The sequence below is a fragment of the Mesobacillus selenatarsenatis SF-1 genome (genome assembly GCF_000813125.1).
Taxonomy (GTDB): Bacteria; Bacillota; Bacilli; order Bacillales; family Cytobacillaceae; genus Mesobacillus; species Mesobacillus selenatarsenatis.
The window spans coordinates 106553-123688 of the sequence record NZ_BASE01000054.1; the positions used below are offsets into that span (position 1 = coordinate 106553).

At 44.2% G+C, this 17136-nt stretch carries 17 protein-coding genes and 1 riboswitch; of the genes, 11 read left to right on the top strand and 6 right to left on the bottom strand.

Annotated elements, in window-relative coordinates:
- The first annotated feature begins 420 nt into the window (after positions 1 to 420).
- The 5 genes from TY49_RS11865 to TY49_RS24260 all read left to right on the top strand — a co-directional run bounded on the left by TY49_RS11865 (position 421) and on the right by TY49_RS24260 (position 6245).
- Positions 421 to 1530 carry an HD-GYP domain-containing protein gene (locus TY49_RS11865; RefSeq protein WP_041966119.1) on the top strand — a complete coding sequence of 370 codons (1110 nt, stop codon included), beginning with the start codon at positions 421 to 423 and terminating at the stop codon, positions 1528 to 1530.
- Positions 1531 to 1769: 239 nt separating this feature from the next.
- Positions 1770 to 2405 (top strand): sporulation protein YunB, encoded by a 636-nt coding sequence (yunB, locus tag TY49_RS11870; protein ID WP_369389895.1) that lies wholly within the window; start codon positions 1770 to 1772, stop codon positions 2403 to 2405.
- A 66-nt stretch (positions 2406 to 2471) separates the two neighbouring features.
- Positions 2472 to 2655, top strand: a riboswitch (Lysine riboswitch).
- A 141-nt stretch (positions 2656 to 2796) separates the two neighbouring features.
- Complete coding sequence (locus TY49_RS11875) at positions 2797 to 4383, top strand: Na+/H+ antiporter NhaC family protein (protein WP_041966120.1); 1587 nt, start codon at positions 2797 to 2799, stop codon at positions 4381 to 4383.
- Between the two features lie 249 nt (positions 4384 to 4632).
- Positions 4633 to 6144: a sodium-dependent transporter gene (locus TY49_RS11880; protein ID WP_041966121.1), complete on the top strand. Its 1512-nt coding sequence runs from the start codon at positions 4633 to 4635 to the stop codon at positions 6142 to 6144.
- Complete coding sequence (locus TY49_RS24260; protein ID WP_023626578.1) at positions 6144 to 6245, top strand: methionine/alanine import family NSS transporter small subunit; 102 nt, start codon at positions 6144 to 6146, stop codon at positions 6243 to 6245. The genes TY49_RS11880 and TY49_RS24260 overlap by 1 nt, the downstream gene beginning before the upstream one ends.
- 40 nt (positions 6246 to 6285) lie before the next feature.
- On the opposite strand, the gene TY49_RS11885 is transcribed toward TY49_RS24260, so the two are convergent.
- Positions 6286 to 7227, bottom strand: a complete 942-nt coding sequence (locus TY49_RS11885; RefSeq protein ID WP_084135459.1) for a M23 family metallopeptidase — start codon at positions 7225 to 7227, stop codon at positions 6286 to 6288.
- A gap of 312 nt (positions 7228 to 7539) precedes the next feature.
- Here TY49_RS11885 and lipA point away from each other — a divergent pair, with 312 nt between their 5' ends.
- Positions 7540 to 8454, top strand: coding sequence for a lipoyl synthase (gene lipA / locus TY49_RS11890; protein ID WP_439646165.1), 915 nt, complete (start codon positions 7540 to 7542; stop codon positions 8452 to 8454).
- 80 nt (positions 8455 to 8534) lie between these two features.
- Here lipA and TY49_RS11895 read toward each other — a convergent pair whose 3' ends face one another.
- On the bottom strand, positions 8535 to 9233 hold the full coding sequence (locus TY49_RS11895; RefSeq protein WP_041966123.1) for a YhcN/YlaJ family sporulation lipoprotein: 699 nt from the start codon (positions 9231 to 9233) through the stop codon (positions 8535 to 8537).
- Between the two features lie 158 nt (positions 9234 to 9391).
- Here TY49_RS11895 and TY49_RS11900 point away from each other — a divergent pair, with 158 nt between their 5' ends.
- Positions 9392 to 9673 carry a YutD family protein gene (locus tag TY49_RS11900; protein WP_041966124.1) on the top strand — a complete coding sequence of 94 codons (282 nt, stop codon included), beginning with the start codon at positions 9392 to 9394 and terminating at the stop codon, positions 9671 to 9673.
- A gap of 207 nt (positions 9674 to 9880) precedes the next feature.
- Here TY49_RS11900 and TY49_RS11905 read toward each other — a convergent pair whose 3' ends face one another.
- From TY49_RS11905 to glpX, 3 genes are all read right to left on the bottom strand, one after another.
- Complete coding sequence (locus TY49_RS11905) at positions 9881 to 10168, bottom strand: hypothetical protein (RefSeq protein ID WP_023626271.1); 288 nt, start codon at positions 10166 to 10168, stop codon at positions 9881 to 9883.
- A gap of 75 nt (positions 10169 to 10243) precedes the next feature.
- On the bottom strand, positions 10244 to 10510 hold the full coding sequence (locus tag TY49_RS11910; protein ID WP_041966125.1) for a DUF3055 domain-containing protein: 267 nt from the start codon (positions 10508 to 10510) through the stop codon (positions 10244 to 10246).
- A 27-nt stretch (positions 10511 to 10537) separates the two neighbouring features.
- Positions 10538 to 11506 (bottom strand): class II fructose-bisphosphatase, encoded by a 969-nt coding sequence (gene glpX, locus TY49_RS11915; protein WP_041966126.1) that lies wholly within the window; start codon positions 11504 to 11506, stop codon positions 10538 to 10540.
- 862 nt (positions 11507 to 12368) lie between these two features.
- On the opposite strand from glpX, the gene TY49_RS11925 reads away from it, so the two are divergent.
- The 3 genes from TY49_RS11925 to nucF all read left to right on the top strand — a co-directional run bounded on the left by TY49_RS11925 (position 12369) and on the right by nucF (position 15127).
- Positions 12369 to 13604: an EAL domain-containing protein gene (locus TY49_RS11925; protein ID WP_232310445.1), complete on the top strand. Its 1236-nt coding sequence runs from the start codon at positions 12369 to 12371 to the stop codon at positions 13602 to 13604.
- A 22-nt stretch (positions 13605 to 13626) separates the two neighbouring features.
- Positions 13627 to 14064, top strand: a complete 438-nt coding sequence (locus TY49_RS11930) for a DUF86 domain-containing protein (RefSeq protein WP_041966129.1) — start codon at positions 13627 to 13629, stop codon at positions 14062 to 14064.
- A gap of 298 nt (positions 14065 to 14362) precedes the next feature.
- Complete coding sequence (gene nucF, locus TY49_RS11935; RefSeq protein WP_041966130.1) at positions 14363 to 15127, top strand: 5' nucleotidase NucF; 765 nt, start codon at positions 14363 to 14365, stop codon at positions 15125 to 15127.
- Positions 15128 to 15324: 197 nt separating this feature from the next.
- Here the strand turns inward: nucF and TY49_RS11940 are convergent, their stop codons facing one another.
- On the bottom strand, positions 15325 to 15834 hold the full coding sequence (locus TY49_RS11940) for a phosphatidylglycerophosphatase A family protein (protein WP_041966131.1): 510 nt from the start codon (positions 15832 to 15834) through the stop codon (positions 15325 to 15327).
- Between the two features lie 215 nt (positions 15835 to 16049).
- Between TY49_RS11940 and yutH the strand changes: the two genes are divergently transcribed.
- The gene (gene yutH, locus TY49_RS11945) at positions 16050 to 17057 is read left to right on the top strand and encodes a spore coat putative kinase YutH (RefSeq protein WP_041966132.1); all 1008 of its coding nucleotides are present in this window, start codon (positions 16050 to 16052) and stop codon (positions 17055 to 17057) included.
- Positions 17058 to 17136 lie beyond the last annotated feature (79 nt).

Sequence of the window (17136 nt, forward strand, 5' to 3'; positions counted from 1 at the left end):
AACTATTAACTCTTTACACTTAGATTAGTGTCTAGCTCCAGCACCTAGCCCCTCGAGTCGCTCGTCTAGTTGCGGCTCCTAACTCCTCGAGACGCTTCGGTCCTGCCAATGAAGTCAAAGACTTCACTGTCAGGACCTCCAGCGCTTGTCGGGGCTGAACAAGGTGCCTGCGCATTTCTAGTTATCATGTGAACATATTGTGGCAATTTGTTAAGAATCAATGGAGTTATCCGATATATTAGTTGAACTGCTATTTTCCCAACTTAAAAATACAAAAGGTATCACCACTCTTATAATTATTGTGATAGAATATAAGAAAATATTGTCGTTTTATGTAAAATTTTCTTGTTACTCTGGTTTTTTTCGCAAGTTATCGCCGAAATTAGCCACCACCAACTAACAGATAAAGTGGGAATTGACATGAGACTCGTAGCCACCACTTCGGTAGAGGAAGGGGCTTTACTTGGAAAAGCCATCTATAATGACAAGGGCCAGGTTCTTTTAAACGTAGGCGCACGGCTAGAAGGCAAAATTCTTAGCAGACTTGAAGAGTTTGGTATTGACTATATTTATATCAAAGACCCTGATACAGACGATATCATCGTGAGAAACTCCATATCAGATGAATTGCGCGTCAATGCGATTATGACGATTGGGGATACATTCAAGCAAATTCAGCTGGATTCGAAGGTTTCACAAACCTTTGTACTGGAAAAATCAGCGAGGAAATTCAAGAAGTTGATCAGTGCTTTGCTTGATGAGCTTCAAAGAAGCAAAGAACTGTTGAATTTGCTGTCCGATGTGTTTATGCATGACCACTATATTTTTTCTCATTCATTGAATGTTACTTTATATGCCTTGGCGATTGGCATCGAAATGAAGCTGACTCCAAAAGAGCTTGAGCAGCTGGGGCTCGGTGCGATTTTACACGATGTTGGAAAAATGATGGTTCCAGAAGAAATCCTATCAAAACCAGGCAAGCTGACTGTGGAAGAGTTCCAAGTCATTAAAGCCCACGCTGAGGATGGCTTTCAGATGCTCAGGAATATCCCGACCGTTCCGCTGATAGTGGCTCATTGTGCCTATCAGCATCACGAACGCTTGAATGGTGCAGGATATCCACGTGGATTGAAGGATGACGAAATCCACTTATTCGGAAAGATACTTGGTGTGGCTGATGTGTTTGATGCCGTTACTTCTAATCGTGTATATCGGCCAGCGATGCTTCCGCATGAAGGCCTTGAAATCCTCTATTCGGGTTCAGGCAGCCTGTTTGATCCGAAGATAGTCGATGCCTTCCGAAGAGCAGTGGCGATATATCCGGTCGGACTTACCGTTATGTTGAGCGATGGGCGAAAGGGAGTAGTGGCTGAGCAGAATCCTGGTCTGAGTGAACGCCCTATTATTCGTATACTCGAGGAAAGCGGCCGTAAAGTAGAGCCATACCAACTTGATTTGCAATCGAACCTATCCCTGATGATTGTTAGCTGTGATACGATTATTAAATATGAGTACGCCGCTAATTATTAACTTTTCCGGATTGGTATTTTAGAAATGCGGACACAAACTTTAAATACTTTTTAGGCTAGTTCCCCCCTTTAAAGCATACACATAGCTTTAGAGGGGGGATTTGTTTTGGCAAAATTCGGCCGGCGGCTGCCTCGAAAAGGGCCCTTGCCTTTCAGGTATGTATTCCTGCTGACATTCGTTTTTTTTCCTTTTCAACAGCAGCAGGACTCTGGATCATAGATAAAGGGCTCGAGCCCACATTGATGAAATATGCAGAATCCCAGACTAGGAAAATTGCTACGCTTGTAATCAATAAGGCGATCAATAAGAAGATTGCCAACGGGATGGATATTGATAAAGTAATTGAATTTGTTCCGGTCGACGGCGGAACGACCACTGTAGTGAAATTCAATACTGAAATCATCAACAGGGTAAAAGCAGAAACGACTAACATTGTGCAAATGAACCTGAAGGAAGCAGAAAGAGGGCATCTCACTTCACTCGAGATGCTGACAGATGTCGAGCTTGTCACCGATGAAGAGGACAGGGAAGCAGGAATCATTTATTACGTTCCATTGGGCCAGGCCACCAATAATGCACTTCTTGGTAATATGGGCCCGAGAGTTCCTGTGAAATTCAATGCAATCGGGGATGTGACATCGGATGTGGTCTGGGATACCGAGGAGCACGGAATCAACAATACGTTAATCAATGTTTCAGTCAGAGTCAAGGTCAACGTCCAAATTATTATACCGTTTGCGACTAAAATAGCCACTGTGCAGGAAAATATTCCGATTGGCAGCTTCTACTACCCTGGAAAGGTTCCGCAGTTTTACAATGGCGGCGGTGGGGCCGTACCACCTGCTATTCAGGTTCCTGGTACGCCTGGGCAATAAAAACAGTTGTCAAGTTAGCGATATTGTTATATTATAAAATCAATTGAATAATAAACCACATCATTCCGATGGGGTAGAGGCGCAGGATTCAAGAGTAAGCTGTGTGAGGATGACAACGTTGATCACAGCTAAAAGGGAATTTTGCCGAAGCAATAATCAGTGAGTCACATTTTTTATTGCTGGGGATACTTTGAACAAGAGTATCACTGTCATTATGGAGGTATATCCATAATGGGGAGCTACAGATCGTGATGGAGACACTAGTTGCTTATTAAGGGCAGCGATAGAATGTTCTCTATCGTTGCCCTTTTTTATTTATTTTTAAAAAGTAGCTACAACTCTTTTCATGTAAAAGTTTCCCCCTGTCAAAAACAAGGAGGAGAAAGAAAGAATGGAGAACACAATTTTTTCATTGCTGCCGCCATTAGTGGCAATCTTAATGGTAGTGATCACAAGGCGAGTGCTATTGTCTTTGGGGACAGGCATCATCGCAGCGGCTTTTTTGCTCGCTGAATTTAATATCGCAGAAACATTTGCTATTATGTGGGACGCGATCAAGGGGATTGTCGTCGCAGATGGCGAACTGAACACATATAGCTTGTACATCATCCTATTCTTATTATTATTGGGTACAATCACAGCGTTCATTTCCATTTCAGGCGGAAGCCGTGCGTTTGGCGAATGGGCGATGAAGCGTGTGAAAACAAGAGTCGGAGCACAGCTTGTCGGCGCATTTTTAGGAGTTATTATTTTCATTGATGATTATTTCAATGCTTTGGCAGTCGGGCAAATTACACGCCCAATCACAGACCGCCAGAAGGTTTCGCGTGCAAAGCTTGCTTACTTGATTGACTCTACTTCTGCACCTGTCTGTGTTATCTCACCGATTTCGAGCTGGGGTGCTTACATTATTGCGTTGATTGGTACGATCCTCGCTGCTCATGGAGTTAGCGAATATACGGCATTTTCAGCGTTCATGCAAATGGCGCCAATGAACTTTTACGCACTTGCAGCATTAGCTATGGTCTTTATCGTAGCGCTAAGAAATATTGAAATTGGACCTATGAAAAAGCATGAAGAACGTGCAATCACTGAAGGAATCGTCGTTCCACAGGACAAGCCTGTACCGGGCGAACTGAAGGATGACCTTCCTACAAGCACAAAAGGGACAGTTGGAGACCTTGTATGGCCGATTGTAGCCCTTGTCGCTGGAACGGTAGGCATGATGCTTTGGACTGGAGCAAGCGCTGTGGAAGGCAATGTTACCATCTTAGCGATTTTCGAAAACACAGATGTAACGAAGTCTCTTGTTACTGGCGGATTGCTGGGCCTAGCTGTTGCACTGCTTCTGTTTGTAAGGCAGGCAGTAGTGTTAAAAGGCGTCAATGCCAATGTTTTTGGCAAAGGAATGGTTGAGGGCATTAAGTCAATGCTCCCGGCTATTTATATCCTGGTCTTCGCATGGGTCATTGTTGATTTGATTGGAAGACTTGAAACTGGCAAGTATCTTGCTGGCATTGTTGAAAGCTCTAATATTAATATCTCATTCCTGCCGTTCCTGCTATTCCTCGTAGCTGGAATCATGGCTTTCTCAACAGGAACTTCATGGGGGTCATTCGGCATCCTGCTTCCAATTGCCGGAGACATCGCTGCTGCAGCTGATATCACGCTCATGCTGCCAGCATTAGCAGCTGTATTGGCGGGCGCGGTTTTTGGTGACCACTGTTCACCAATTTCCGATACGACGATCCTATCTTCAACAGGGGCTGGCTCACACCACTTAGACCATGTCATGACCCAGCTGCCATACGCTTTGATTTCTGCTGCGATTGCATCTGTTGGATTTCTGATCCTTGGTTTCACTGGCAGCACTTTAGGAGCACTTGCGGTTGTGGCAATCTTGCTTGTTGCCTTTGCTTTTATTTTTGGAAGCAAGACAACCCAGGAAGAAGTGTTAAAAGAAAATCTTGCAGAATAATGTTAAGGCTGTCTGACTTTCAGACAGCTTTTTTCATATTTTTTAAAAAGTGGGAATAGAATCCTAATTAATAGGGTGTTTTGGTATAGTTGGGAAAATATTTTACGAAAAATTTTATTATGACCTAAATAATATTTTGACAAGCAATTAAAAACTAGCTATACTATTCCTAGACTAAATAATCTGAAAATATAAAACTTTCTAATTATCAACATTTTCCAGGTGATTAGAAGGCGAGGGGGATTAAAAATGGAAAATCGTCCACAGTGGGGAACGAGGGCAGGATTCATTCTTGCCGCAGTAGGATCGGCAGTCGGGTTGGGAAATATTTGGCGCTTCCCGGGAGTAGCATATGAGAATGGCGGGGGAGCATTCTTCTTCCCATACCTATTCGCACTCTTGACAGCAGGTATTCCAATTTTGATATTGGAATTTACAATCGGTCACAAGTATCGTGGTTCTGCACCATTAAGTTACTTTAGAATGCGTAAAGGTGCTGAATGGATTGGCTGGTGGCAGCTTGCCGTTTCCTTTGTCATTTCAACTTATTATGCAGTCATCATCGCATGGGCAATGTCTTACGCTTATTTCTCACTAAGCAAGCAGTGGGGAGATGACCCGCTATCATTCCTTGTAGGTGATTATCTAAAGGTGGTTGACGCTGGTCAAGTCGGAAGTATCGTACCTGGTGTATTCCTTCCATTGGTCATTGTATGGGTCATCACTCTTGGTATTTTGTTCAAGGGAGTCAAGAAAGGTATTGAAGTTGCGAACAAGATTTTTATTCCTGCACTTGTTATTTTATTCATGGTTATCGTTGTTCGCGCATTGACTCTTGATGGAGCTGTTGATGGTATCAATGCATTCTTCAAGCCAGACTGGAGCCAGATCTTTAATGGTAAAGTATGGGTTGCGGCTTATGGACAGATTTTCTTCAGTTTATCCATTGCTTTTGCAATCATGATCACTTATTCAAGTTATCTTCCAAAGAAATCTGACATTACAAACAACGCATTCATTACAGCATTTGCTAACTCTTCCTTTGAGTTGCTGGCTGGTATCGGGGTATTCGCAGCATTGGGCTTCATGGCAATGCAGTCGGGTCAACCAATCGACCAAGTAGTAAGCAAAGGTGTAATCCTTGCATTCGCGGTATTCCCGCAGATCATTAATGAGTTACCGGCATTCAGTGCAGCGTTCGGAGTATTGTTCTTCGTCAGCTTGACACTGGCGGGATTGTCTTCATTAATTTCAATCGTTGAGACTTATGTTGCTGGTGTGCAGGATAAATTCAATGTTTCTCGTACAAAAGCTGTTGCAATCGGCGGCGGTCTATCTGCTTTGATTTCTGTCCTGTTTGCAACTCAGGGTGGTTTGAACTTCCTTGACTCAGCGGATGCATTCATCAATAACTATGGTGTTGCTCTTGCTGGTCTGGTAGAAGTAGTCTTCATTGTATGGGTAGCAAAGGAACTGAAAAGCTTGCAAAGCCATGCTGATGCCATCTCGGATATTCGCCTTGGAAGCTGGTGGGTCATTTCCTTGAAATATATCACACCAATCGTTTTGGGTATCATGATGGTCATGAATATCATGACAGATATTAAAACAAGCTACGGCGGCTACCCAGTGCTGTTTAACGTTTACTCTGGCTGGCTAGTTGCAATCGGTGCGATCGTTGCCGGATTTGTCTTTGCCAATGCAAAGAAATGGGATAAAGCGCTATACGAAATTCCAGAAGATAAGGGGGTTTCAAAATAATGGATCTTAGTGCATTAGTAATGATGGTTGTAGGTATGGTAATTATCTGGGGAGGACTTGCAGCGAGTGTCATTCACGCGGTAAGGAAAGCTCGTTCATAAAATGGGAAGGCCAACCGGAATGGTTGGCCTTTTTGTTTACTTATTTCTTCAGCCTTGCTCTTTCCTGCCTGGCCCACATTTTCAGATGTGGATATGGATCAAATGACCATTCAGTGTAGCCGTTGTCCTTATACATACCGTAATGCAGATGAGGAGGGAATTTACCGCTTGTTCCTGGAGGCCCATACCCCGAGCTGCCGACACCGCCAATCACAGTTCCTGGCTCGACTATCTGCCCTACCTTAAGGTCTTTCGCGAAGCCGCTCAAATGGGCGAAATAATGGTAAGTATTATTGATATCTCGAATTCCGACACGCCATCCGCCATACTTGTTCCAGCCCTTCATTTCAACGATTCCATATCCTGTCGCGCGTACAGGGACACCATAACCAGCAAAAATATCTGTTCCTTCATGAATCCGCCTGCCGCCCCAGCCACGGGCGTCGCCCCATGTATTGTTATAACTGTGGTTGCTCCTTAGTGGCATAGGAAAGACATGAGTATCAAGGTCTAAACGCCCAAAGTGCTTGTAAATCATCGCTTTGCCAATGATAATCCCAACAGTTTTATCGCGCTTATAATAGTTCCACAGCCCAATTTTCAAGTTCTCATGATCGGTTCCATATGAAAGCAAGTATTGTGCAAAAGCCTGGAGTACATCTTCATCATCCTTTAAACTTGCTTTGCCATCACCGTTTCCGTCGAAACCAATTCCATTGAAAAATTGAATGGAAACGGGATTATTATCTTCAAGATTAGGGTTCAAGAGCCCTGCCCATTCTTCCGGTTTGAAATAAACCCCAGCAACTCCTTCTGCCTTGGGCAAATCTTTTCTTGCCTGGCGGACATTTCGCTCATATTGGTCCACCGCGGCAATATAATACCAGGGGATCTGGGTAACAGCTTCTACTTTGGTATAGAGTTCCATCCTTTTTTTATAAACATCTTCTTGATCCTGCTCAGCTGCAGTTGCTTTATCCATGAACAGGCAAGGGGATAGTAAAAAAAGAACGATAACTGCTTTAAGGAATTTCACCGTAATCCTCCCTTCATGATCTAGCTCCTTTAATTTCCAGCGTTAACGCTTCATTTTGGAAATAGCAAGCGTCTCCGCTTTTCTTGTTATAGTTTGCGATGATGAGGATTTTTCATAAATATCAAATAATGGTAATCGCAAGGTTATCGTACTTGTCGATAGTTTTTCATTGTGTTAAAGTGACATCAGAAGCTGTATACCGGCCTTGATTTTTACATGGTGTTCTTGATGTAATGCAGCAGGAATGGAGTGAAAATAATGAGCAAAAAAGAGGTACAGAGAAAGCCTGATTGGCTGAAAATAAAGTTAAATACGAATGAAAACTATACAGGCCTAAAAAAGATGATGCGCGAGAAAAATCTACATACTGTATGTGAAGAAGCAAAATGCCCGAACATCCACGAGTGCTGGGCAGTTAGAAGGACCGCGACCTTCATGATTCTTGGGGATGTATGTACACGTGCATGCCGTTTTTGTGCTGTAAAAACTGGCCTTCCAACTGAGCTTGACTGGCAGGAGCCAGAAAGAGTGGCGGATTCAGTTACACTTATGAACCTTAAGCATGTCGTAGTAACTGCCGTTGCCCGCGATGACCTGAAGGATGGGGGAGCAGCAGTTTTTGCCGAGACGGTCAGAGCGATTCGCAAGAAAAATCCATTTACCTCAATTGAAGTATTGCCTTCAGATATGGGCGGAGTTGAGGAAAACCTGAAAACTCTAATGGATGCACGTCCAGATATCCTGAACCACAACATCGAAACGGTTAGAAGCTTGACGCCAAGAATCCGTGCACGTGCAACTTATGAGCGTTCACTTGAGTTCCTGCGCCGCGCTAAAGAAATGCAGCCTGATATTCCGACGAAATCCAGCATCATGGTTGGCTTAGGCGAAACGAAAGAAGAATTAATTGAAGCGATGGATGATTTGCGTGCCAACAATGTGGACATTCTTACGCTTGGTCAATACCTGCAGCCTTCCAAGAAGCATCTTGAGGTTCAAAAATACTATCATCCGGACGAATTTGCCGAGCTAAGGGAAATCGCGATTGAAAAAGGCTTTAGCCATTGCGAAGCAGGCCCACTTGTACGTTCATCGTATCATGCGGATGAGCAGGTTAATTCAGCTGCAAAACATAGACAGCAGCTTGCAGAGCAGGAAGCTCAACAGGCGTAATTTAGAGTGCGTATAGACACTATAAAATGTTATCTTTTTAAAAAAGAGTTCAGCATACACCACATGCTGAACTCTTTTCATTATTTACCTTGTTTCATCTGTCTTGAAATATCGTCTTTGTCCGTTTCTTCATTCAATTCGCCCTCTGCTTCACCATTGGCATTTTCACCTGAGGTCATATCACGACCTTGAGGAGACTTAAGCATTTGTTTGACGACGCCATCGACCAATTCGTCCACATCGCGGCTATCTGTATCGAGTGAGGCAAAGTTCTCGACTTCATTGCGCAGGTTTGTATCATCTGATACGTACACGTGGAACCAGCGTGGTACAACTGACATTGCCATTCGCTTCACCTGGTCCGCAGTCTGGTCGCGGTTTTCCGAGTCTGTTTCGTATACGATCAAGACTTCTTCGTCGGTTACAAGTGTCGACACATCATCTACATTCTGTGCCATTAAACTAAACCTGCTGATCATTTCTGCAATTTGCTCGCGGTCGATTGCCTGGTACGCATTCTCCATATCATCGGCGCCCATTACACCTGTTTTTTGATGGCGCACATAACCAAAATCCTCGCTTTTATCATTGAACCCTTTTCTGCCATCCTCATTGTATAATTCTGGACGCTGGTCATTGGCATTCAATGTATTCCCGCTTTGCTGGTAAATTCCAGCTCCGCCATCCCGGCCGGCTGGTGAGGCGTTATCGTCTCCGCCTGCACATCCCGTCATAGCCACTGTTCCGCAAATGCCAAGAGCCATTATTGCTTTTTTCAATTAAAACACCCCCTAATCATTAGAATGGCTCTGAAATTATTTTTTTTGCTTAGTAATTGATGGGGAATAAGTTATAATTAAGAAAAGTGCAAGGTTCCATCCTTGCCATTGGACAGAGAACAATCCAGATCGTTACGGAAAAAGAGGTGGACCTACCGATGATTTGCATCAATAATTTATGTTATGAAATAGTGGACGAAAGCAGGGATGGCTTTAATGAAGAAGCCTTTCGCGCCAGATACAGTGAAATCTTAACGAAATATGACTATATTGTTGGCGACTGGGGATATGGACAACTCCGTTTAAGAGGCTTTTTCGATGATCAAAACCAGAAGTCAACTTTCGATACGAAAATCAGTACTGTCAGCGAGTACTTATATGAGTATTGCAATTTTGGCTGTGCTTATTTTGTCGCCAAGAAGGTCGCGAAACAAGGATAGTATGATAAAAAAGCCCCGGATTGTGGACTGTATTCAGTCCAATTCGGGGCTTTTTTTATTTCATTGGATGGTGATTTGTAAGGGTTGGATTCTGAAAGTTTCAGCAGTAGAAGAGGCACAATTTTCCTATAAGAACTTAAAATCTGCACTGAATCCAGACATAAAAAAACGCCCCAATAACCAGCATTGGAGCATATCAAGGTACTACTATAAATCACTATACGGCGGCTGTTCGCTTTCATTCGGGTCATCATGGGTTGGGTGGGCACCCGCTTCTTTACGCGGTGTTCCTTGATGAAGGGACTTGAACTCGTAGTTGAAGTTGCTGTAGCTCCGCTGTCCCTCACGCCAAGGAGTGCTTTTGCCTTCTACGGGCTCGTCCTTCCGGAACGGGGACCCATATGCGCCCTCTGGAAAGTCTTCGGCCGTTATATAGTTGCGTTGTTTTTCAACATTCGAAAAATCAGAGTACTTTTCACTGTCTTCCTTGCTCATGAACTCACCTCTTTGCTTGTTGTCCCCTTAGTATTTCTTTGGTAAGACAAATCAAACAAACAGTTCATTCCAGATTTATAGGATCGGTTGCAGGAATGAGCGAAGTTCCTCCGCGTCTTCTTCAGATAGGTTGTAGGCAAATTCGAGATAACCTTCTTCAGCGAGGTCATCCTGGCCGAGGATGGCGAAGCGGCTTCCCTGGATATCCATCACGATGCTCTTGCCGTAGTACCGCCCAGTCTGCATGATGGCAAGGTCAAAGCGCTGATTTTCACCAACAAAGCTTACATAACGCGTTTTTGTTTCTTCAGTTTCATCGTATAAAAAAAATTGTTCGGTCATCGTGATCCCCCTTAGTATGTATTGCTTCTAAACCATCACTAGGTGTGGCTTGTGTTCAAGATGATGGTGTGCTGTGATGTAACGGACCGTTTTGGTTTTGGAACGCATGACAATGGAGTGTGTTTCAACAAGATCTCCACCGAGGAAACGTACACCGTCGAGCAGTTCGCCGCTCGAAACACCAGTTGCGGCAAAAATCGCATCGTCTCCGGAAACAAGGTCATGTAGCATCAGCAATTGTCTCGGATCCTTCAAGCCCATTGCAATGCAACGCTCTTCTTCTTCCAGGGTTTGCGGTACAAGCCTTGCTTGCATATCACCGCCAAGAGCCTTGAGGGCTGCAGCTGAAATGACCCCTTCAGGCGCACCGCCTGTCCCCACGAATAAGTCGACACCTGTATGGGGCAGAGCAGTCGCAATCGAAGCACCTACGTCGCCGTCACCAAACAGTTTCACTCTGGCTCCTTTTTGCCTTACTCGCTCAATCAGATCATTGTGGCGGTCACGCTCCTGAATGATAACAGTTAAATCCTGGATTCGTTTATTGTTGGCCTCTGCGACGATTTCAATCGTCTTTTCAATTGGGTCATCAAGACTTACTTTACCAGCGGCACTTTTACCGACAGCGATTTTCTGCATGTACATATCAGGTGCATGGAGGAGAGTTCCTTTATCTGCGACCGCAATAACGGCCATTGCATTATTATGCCCCTTGGCGACGATATTCGTCCCCTCCAGCGGGTCCACCGCAATATCCACTTTTGGACCCATCCTTGTGCCCAGCCTTTCTCCGATGTAAAGCATCGGAGCCTCATCCAATTCCCCTTCTCCAATGACGACGATTCCATCCATATTGACTGAATCGAACATCTTGCGCATTGCAGTTGTGGCTGCATCATCCGCTTCATTTTTCTTGCCGCGGCCCAGCCACTGAGCAGATGCCAGTGCAGCAGCCTCCGTAACTCTGACGATCTCAAGTGCCAATTCGCGTTCCAAATGTTTCTCCTCCATTTTCGACAGCATTCTCACTCAACATCAATCTTACCAGAAAAACAATAATTTCTGAATTTTTCAGGGGATTTTTTGTATTTGAAAAAGGCGTGTGGAAGACTCAATGAGATCGGAACGCCGAATTCAGACAGCTTTGGAGGGAGACGGGGAAAAGCTGTCTGAAGTAGCATCAAGTTCGGACAGGTTTGGTCGGGTAAGAGGAAAAGCTGTCCAAAGTAGCATCAAGTTCTGACAACTTTGGCCGGGTAAGAGGAAAAGCTGTCAGGAGAAGCGCCAAGTTCTGACAGGTTTGCTGGGGTAAGAGGAAAAGCTGTCAGAAGAAGCGCAATGTTCGAACGGCTTTGGTAGCGGAAGAGGAAAAGCTGTCAAAAGTAGGTCCAAGTTCGGACAGGTTTGATCGGGGAAGAGGAAAAGCTGTCAGAAGTAGCATCAAGTTCGGACAGCTTTGGTCGGGGAAGAGGAAAAGCTGTCAAGAAAACCTCGGAATCGTGACAGGTTTGAAGGGAAATCAGGAAAAGCTGTCAAGAAAACCTCGGAATCATGACAGGTTTGAAGGAAAACCAGGAAAAGCTGTCAAGAAAACCCCGGAATCGTGACAGGTTTAAAGGCGAAGCAGGAAAAGGTGTCAAAATCCATATACACCCAACATTAATGCAACCCTTACCCACATTATCACTATAAATAAAGAAGTAAAAATATTTCGAAATAACTATCTAGGAAAAAAGGTCTATTTTAGCTAAATATGGTACAATTAATAAAAAGTTCTAGTCATCTTCTGAGAGGATTGAAACCTATGGCCCGCCGTGTTACTAGCATATTAGACAACCTGCTTGGTTGGGGAAAAATAATGTTGCCGCATTCTACAATATGTTATTACCCTCCACAGTTCATTTTACGGAACCCTGTCGTTTCTGGGGTGAAGAAAGCTTTTAACAGTGGCTTTGAAGTTGCTGTTATTGCATACACAATCAAGAATCACCAGGAGCTTGCTTCGCAGCTTGGTGAGGAAAGCTGGAAGTTTCGTAAGGCTTTGAAACGGCATTTCAAAAGCGTTATTGAAAAAGAAATCGACAAAGAGGACATGATTGTCCTGCATGATTACTATAGCGACAGCCTGAGCCTGTTCATGAGGATTGACCATAACAGGTACTGTATCTCTGAAATTGATGTGAAAATGAAGAAAATCCTCAGGGAAGCGGAGAGCAGGATTTTTCAAGAGTATCCTACTGTCCAGCCTATCTTTGATACTGGGTTTATTTTTATCGATAAATCGGTGGATTCCGTTCATGGAGCGGTCTTAAAGGCACATCAGCAAGCGTTTGCGATGGCTGAGAAACGAATCCAAACTGAATTCAATGAAATGGTTTATGAAATGAAAAGAATTATCGCACAGCAAAATATAAAGCTTTTAGCGCAGCCGATCATAGACGTCGCGACTAAGGAAATCCGGGCGTGGGAGATGCTGACGAGGGGACCTGAGGGCACGGCGCTTGAGAGTCCCTTGCAGCTTTTCTCAGTTGCGCGGCAGACGAATACGCTCTATGACCTGGAAATGATCGTGTTGAGAAAAACGCTTGATCAAATCACTTCGACTGGTTGTCGGGATGATATCTTTATCAATTTCACGCCGATTACCCTCGGAAATTCCCGATTCGTCCGGGACCTGAAAAACATGATGCAATCATATGACACTATCCAGCCAAATCAGATTACTTTAGAAATTACCGAAAGGGACTCGATTGAGGGAATCGAGAATTTTATCTATAATATAAAGGTGTTAAGAGGAATGGGAATCAAAATAGCGGTTGATGATACAGGAGCAGGTTATGCCAGCTTGAATACCATCAGTGAAATCATGCCGGATGTCATTAAGATCGACCGTTCCGTTATCGAAAATATTGATAAGAACTCTGTGAAGGAGTCCATGCTGAAAGGGCTGCTCCTTGTTGCGCGGGAAGCGGGGTCCACCGTCATTGCGGAAGGGATTGAGAATGAGCATGAAGCATCGGTTCTTTCACGGAACAAGGTCGAACTGGCACAAGGTTATTTTTATGCCCGTCCTGGATTACTGAAAACCGTCTAGCATCTTTATGAGGTGATAATGAATGTACTTTGTCGACAGAGATCAAATCGAAGAAACATTGCAGTTTTTAGAGAGACAAATCGGCTTTTTTGAAAGCAATGGACCATGGGAAACGCCGATGGAAAAATCAGCACTCGAGCGTGCGGCGCATACAATGGTAGAAGCCGTACTTGATGTGGGCAATGCAATGATCGATGGCTTCATCATGCGTGACCCGGGAAGCTATGAAGACATTATTGATATCCTGGATGATGAAAAGGTTGTTACTAAGGAAATGAGCGCAGGGTTGAAAAAAATCGTCCTGTTCAGAAAGATGCTTGTCCAGCAGTATACTGCCGTAGACCATGCCGGCCTGATCGAAACCTTTAAGACCGAGCTTCCTCATCTTAAGCATTTTTCAGTAAAAGTGAGAGAGTACTTAACGAATGAGTTAGGGCCAGTATCCGCTTTTAAAAAGTAAACCATGACAGAGGAGACCGTTAAACTGCGGTCTCTTTTCTGTTAAGGATAAATAACAGGTCCTTTGGATTTTCATAATCCAGCTCCAGCGCCTAGCCCCTCGAGTCGCTTCGGTCCGTCCAATGAAGTCAAAGAACGACTTCGCCGGTCGGCCCTCCAGCGCTTGTCGAGGCTAAACAAGGCGCTTCCGCTTTTTGGTCTTGTGAGCTTTGTCCTTTGCACTCATTGCCTGGCTTATATAAAATGGGAGTATTCGTTTTTGAACGACATGGGAACGATATAGTTAGGAGTGATCAAATATGAAAAAATATAAAGGGTATTTAATTGATTTGGATGGGACGATGTACCGGGGATCAGAACGAATCGAAGCGGCTTCTGATTTTATAAAAAGGCTGATTGAAACGGAAATCCCATATTTATTCGTTACGAATAATTCATCGCGCACACCTGCACAGGTGGCGGAAAAGCTTCGCTCCTTTGATATTCCAACGACTGAGGAGCAGGTTTTTACAACAAGCCAGGCAACAGCCAACTATATTTATGAGCAAAAACAGGATGCGACTGTATATGTGATTGGCGAAGAGGGAATCCAGACAGCGATCCAGGAAAAAGGACTGAAATTTGCCGGGGAAAACGCTGATTTTGTTGTTTCAGGAATCGATCGTGGCATTACATATGAAAAGCTGGCTGTCGGCTGCCTTGCGGTCAGGAATGGAGCGACCTTCATATCGACAAATGGGGATATCGCAATCCCGACTGAACGGGGCCTGCTGCCTGGCAACGGTTCGTTGACTTCCGTGATTGCTGTATCTACACAAACAGACCCGATTTTTATCGGGAAGCCGGAATCTGTGATCATGGAACAGGCTTTAAAGGTACTTGGGACAGAAAAAGAGGAAACCCTTATGGTCGGGGACTACTACGATACCGACATCCTCGCAGGCATGAGAGCAGGGATGGACACACTCCTCGTCCACACTGGTGTAACTACCAGGGAACTGCTGAAAGGGTATGAAGAAATGCCAACGTATACAGTGGATTCGCTGGACGATTGGGAAGTTTAAGTAGATAAGCTAAAAAGGGACTTGAGCCGCTGAAGGCATCAAGTCCCTTCTTTTATCCAGCGCTTGTCGGGGCTGACCAAGGCGCTTGCGCTTTTCTTATGTCCAGCTCCAGCGCTTAGTCAGTTTTCATCCCCGAATTCGCTCCTTGAGTATCTTGCGTGAAGCGTTAGCTTTGAGCAGCTCGAGTCGCTTTTCTTTTAATCTTCTACATTTGCCGCTCTATGTGCAAGACGGCTTGATGCTGCAGCAGCGACTGCTCCGACGATATCATCAAGGAAAGTATGGCACTTGCCGGATGCTTCCTTATCATTAAGCTTCTCTAGAATTCCTGGTTTTGCTTTATCGATGTATCCATAATTGGTAAAACCGATCGACCCATATATATTTACGATTGAAAATGCGAGGATTTCATCGACGCCGTATAAACTTTCGTCTGTGTCGATAATGGATTGAAGTGGTTCGCCAAGCTTCTTCTGTTCAGCGAGGATATCCAGCTGGATTCCAGTCAGTATCGCATTCTGAACCTCGCGCTTGGATAGAACTCGTTCAACGTTTTCGATACAATCCTCCATCTGCAGGTTTGGATGGTATTTTTCCTGCAGGAAATAGACGAGATCGGCGATATCTTCTATTTCAACTCCACGTTCATGGAGCCACTTCCGGGCAGTTTCCTCTGTCATATGGATGGCGCGTTTCTTTTCTAACATCTGCATCACCTTTCTGTTTTTGATTGCAGCATAATCATATTCATACTCTTTATCCTATTTAACCTAAAATATTCCGCTTAATCCGTTTTAGTGAAAGAATTCATTCCTTTAAATCATTTCCCTAATGAAGCCGCTTATTCATTGTAATGTTCATTCAAGTTTTACAATCCAATACATATATTTGTAAAAGAATGGCTTGGAAATGAGGTGCTAATATGTTTCAAAAGATGTTAAAAGAAGTATATGGGATTTTGGCAGATTCAGAAGTATCTCTTGGAAGATATCATGGATATAAGCATAATGAAGGGCTTTATTTGATTATGGACGCTAACGGTGTAAAAGAGCAAGAGATAAGCGAGCTGGCGAGGATTGCTGACCATATGCAAACAACTGGGGATCGGAATGTCTCGAGGGTGCTAGCGGATAAGGAAGGAAAACAAATTTGCGAATGGGAGGGGAGAAAATACTGCGTGTTGATGAACCGCGCAGCCCCTATGCCAGAAAAAATAAGAACTGGCAGGAAATTGGCTAAATTCCACGCAAGGGGCCGGCAAATCCCCTTTAAAGTTGAAAGCATGAACAGGGTTGGACAGTGGAAACAGCTCTGGGAAAAACGGCTTGACCAGATGGAAAAGGTATGGAGTGGCAAGCTTTATACTGAGCCGGAGAATGATTTTGAGAAGATGTTCATGGAATCTTTTCCGTATTATATGGGGCTATCTGAAAATGCCATTCAATACCTCGCTGATACTGAGATTGATGATAAGCCGTCAAAGATTGACCATGGCACTGTTTGCCATGAGCGCTTTACAAATACGGTCTGGAGAGGAACGTATTTTGTCAAAAATCCTTTCGAATGGGTATTTGATCACGGTAGCAGGGATCTCGCTGAATGGGTCAGGGATCGTTATTTTGCCAACATCCAGACGAGCCAGCCGGAAATCAAGAACTTCCTGGCAGAATACCAATCAATGACCGTGCTGTCGCCATTTTCGTGGAGGCTGCTTTACGCGAGATTGCTGTTCCCGCTCCACTATTATGAGACAGTCGAAAATTACTATATAACTCAATCGGAACAGACGAAGCGCCAGCTTGAAGACCGCTTGCGGAAATATTTGAATCAAAGCAGTGATCATGAGCGGTTCCTGAGCCATTTTTACCATCTTAGCGAAGCGCCGGTAAAAGCAGCGAAACTTCCGGCAGTCGATTGGTTGTTACGATAGTCGAAGCTTTTTTTCTAAGGAAAGTGTGACTTTGTGGTAGAATGAAATTATTCTACTATATTAAACGCTTTCAAAAGGA